Source organism: Lyngbya sp. CCY1209, from assembly GCF_055795065.1.
The window spans coordinates 1-2,663 of the sequence record NZ_JAYFER010000111.1; the positions used below are offsets into that span (position 1 = coordinate 1).

At 50.8% G+C, this 2,663-nt stretch carries 4 protein-coding genes; all 4 read right to left on the reverse strand.

What is annotated here, in order from left to right; translation table 11 throughout:
* Window positions 1–874 precede the first annotated feature (874 nt).
* Window positions 875–1,216 carry a hypothetical protein gene (locus AC0QHF_RS00750; RefSeq protein ID WP_324702275.1) on the reverse strand — a complete coding sequence of 114 codons (342 nt, stop codon included), beginning with the start codon at window positions 1,214–1,216 and terminating at the stop codon, window positions 875–877.
* Window positions 1,217–1,223: 7 nt separating this feature from the next.
* Complete coding sequence (locus AC0QHF_RS00755; protein ID WP_324702276.1) at window positions 1,224–1,430, reverse strand: hypothetical protein; 207 nt, start codon at window positions 1,428–1,430, stop codon at window positions 1,224–1,226.
* Between the two features lie 173 nt (window positions 1,431–1,603).
* Entirely contained in the window at window positions 1,604–2,227 is a 624-nt protein-coding gene (locus AC0QHF_RS00760; protein WP_324702277.1) for a hypothetical protein, read from the reverse strand.
* The gene (locus tag AC0QHF_RS00765) at window positions 2,218–2,478 is read right to left on the reverse strand and encodes a hypothetical protein (protein WP_324702278.1); all 261 of its coding nucleotides are present in this window, start codon (window positions 2,476–2,478) and stop codon (window positions 2,218–2,220) included. The genes AC0QHF_RS00760 and AC0QHF_RS00765 overlap by 10 nt, the downstream gene beginning before the upstream one ends.
* Window positions 2,479–2,663 lie beyond the last annotated feature (185 nt).

Here is a 2,663-nt window from a genome sequence, read left to right on the forward strand (position 1 = left end):
GCGCGATCGCATGGTTTCTCCTGTTGCCAATTCATCCTGTATGCAGCTTTGTTCCCCTTAACGGGGGTGAGGGCGAATTGTCTCGGAATGAGCGACAGTTCTTTGATTAACTTGTCATTGTCTGTGTTTTGCTTTATAATTGTCATATTGTTATACCCTGTAAACTTTGATGGCTAACTGGGGCTAGGGCTATTTCCCGAACCCCTTTTTTTGTCTAATTTTATCATTTATTCGCGGTCATCAAATGAGTTTGAGTGTTCAAAATGTTAATTTTCTTAAAGTGGGGAACGTTCCCTCTTTTCTCTTTTTCCAAATGTCTCAAAAGCCGGAGAGTTTTCTCCGCGTTGCCCTAAAAAATCATGTAAATTTTTGTTAAATAGTGGAACGTTCCACTATTTAACATTTCTGAAGAAAGGCGCAAATTGCGCTCTTTCAGGTTGGTCAAGGTGAGCCGACAACCCTCCTCCCTTACTTGCCGAGCTACCGAGCGGGCGCTGCGGACGGCCGGCCGCTAGGCCGGCCGGGAGCCCGCTATGTGGCGGGCTTCCTCTTTTCCTTGATACTTAAGGGATAAGTATGACTGCTTCGCTCTGAAATAACTACTGGGTAAGGGTTTCAGCCGTTTTTACTTTTTTGTAGTTTGTACTACATGATTCTGTATCGGTTGCTGTGTAAGGGTTGTGGCGGTCGGTTAAAAAGTGCGTGTTACATATCCCCCCTCCCCCCATATGTAGAGCTGGAGGTGGAGGACGAGGGCGGTTTCGTAGAGGGAATGTTTTGGATTTCCCGATCAATTGAGCCCCGTCATCCGCCGGAAGCGGCTGGGGGTGGTGGCTGTTTCGTTTGGCTCTGGCTCCTGTACGATTCGTCATCGCTATTGGGTGAATGTTAGGTAAACGCGGCCGTCGTTGGCTTTCGGTGGCCTGCACGGATAGACTGGGGACACATCCAAAAGGGTGAAGCCGTCCACCTCCAAGATGTCGGTAATCGCATCCACCGCATGGGGAATCAGATCGCGCCCGGTCATCACCCGGACGCGGATCGTCTTGCTGGGGGGATCGGAGTCCTCCGGGTTAACAAATTCCCACTCGCCCTGTTTGCTGTCCCAAAAATAACTTTTGCCCCGCAGGTGTTCGTAAAGTTCCTCCTGAGTTTGGTGGGGGTAGTCGGGGGCGATGGCGATCGCCTGCTTGTACTTCAATGTTTTTCTAATCATGGCAACGTCACCACCCCCAATATGGAAAGTAGGGCCGCAGCCATTCGTGGCACTCGCACAGCCATTCAATATGGTCGCGGTCGGGATTGAACCATCGTTTTTGGATTTTTATGTCAAAGCTAAAATGACGGCACGAATGCAGCCATACACTCACCACCAACACCGATGTTTGGCGATTGGAGTTGGGCAACTTGAGCAGTAAATAAGTAGACATCTTAAAACACCCCATTCCAAAACGGAAAGTACGGCCGCAGCCATTCGTGTGTTTGGCATAACCAGTAAATGTGATGGTCATCCGGTTCAAACCGTGGCAAAATAAAGCGGCCCCTGATTCTCAAAACATCTCCGTAACTTGAACACACTTCTAAATAACAATTGTTCCAAAAACTAATCAGCATACTCCGACTCCTGTTTAATCAAGTCCAGTGCAGCGCGTCCGAGCTTGTAACGTTCGCCGCGACATCCCATCACCTGCTGAATAATATCGGTTTCTTTCACCCCCCTGTCAATGGCATCTAACGCCGCGTCTTGGTACTTTTCGGCAATTTCGGAAATTTCGGAATTTTCGGGGACAACTAGCTGCTTTGAATTTTCCGAAATTTTAGATAAACCGCCGAAATCGCCGTCCGGTGAGGGTTCTAGGATTTCGGGCTGGGCGTAGAGCGATTCCGACCGCTGAAAATTTAGAAATTCCGCGATCGCTTGATTGGTCTGTTGGGTCAGGTACAGCGAACTGGCGACGGAGTGCTTGAAGTCTGCCTGCTCTTGTTTGTCCATCGCGGTCATTTTTGGCTTCAGTTTCGCCAGTTCCACGCCCGTCAAAATCAGGCCGGTTCCGCACCCCATCCCGTAGCCGATGGTCAGCCATCGTAGGGTTGAATGGCGGGTGAGAAAGGGCGTAAAAAACCAAACTGGAGTTGCCGTAACCGCCAGAAAAATTGACAGGCCGTGCAGCAATCTCCAGTTGCTCCGGATAGCTTGGTTGTTGGCGTTAGGGTTAATTACATCCATTGGATTCCACCTCCGATAATCAGGACGCAGGCGACGGCGACGGCGACGGTCAACCACTGCCACCAATCTTCGGATTTTTCTCGCTGGTAGTAGGCGATACCCCCGATCGCACCCAACACGAGGGAGGCGATCAGGGCAAGCCAAAATCCGGGCAACCGGAACTGGGGATAGTCCACGGCCAACAGCGAAACGGCTGACGCGCCGCACCCGAACATCAAAATCAGACCGATAATTCTGTAGAGTTGGATCATGAAGTTAATAGCCTTTGAGGATGTCTGCCCCCGTTGCCGGGGGCGTTTTCTTGGGATTAGAGAGCGGACATCAGGGCGTTAATTTTCTGGTCGGCCAGTTGCGCCGACTTTTCCAGACCTTGCCCCAAACGGGCGTAACGCGGCCGCAGCCCGTGCAGGTATTTGGCGGAGTCCTTTTTGGCCGA

Bases quoted from the DNA above. Each gene is read 5' to 3' on its own strand.
- AC0QHF_RS00760 (WP_324702277.1), bottom strand. From the start codon at position 2,227: ATGGATGTAATTAACCCTAACGCCAACAACCAAGCTATCCGGAGCAAC.
- AC0QHF_RS00750 (WP_324702275.1), bottom strand. From the start codon at position 1,216: ATGATTAGAAAAACATTGAAGTACAAGCAGGCGATCGCCATCGCCCCC.
- AC0QHF_RS00765 (WP_324702278.1), bottom strand. From the start codon at position 2,478: ATGATCCAACTCTACAGAATTATCGGTCTGATTTTGATGTTCGGGTGC.
- AC0QHF_RS00755 (WP_324702276.1), bottom strand. From the start codon at position 1,430: ATGTCTACTTATTTACTGCTCAAGTTGCCCAACTCCAATCGCCAAACA.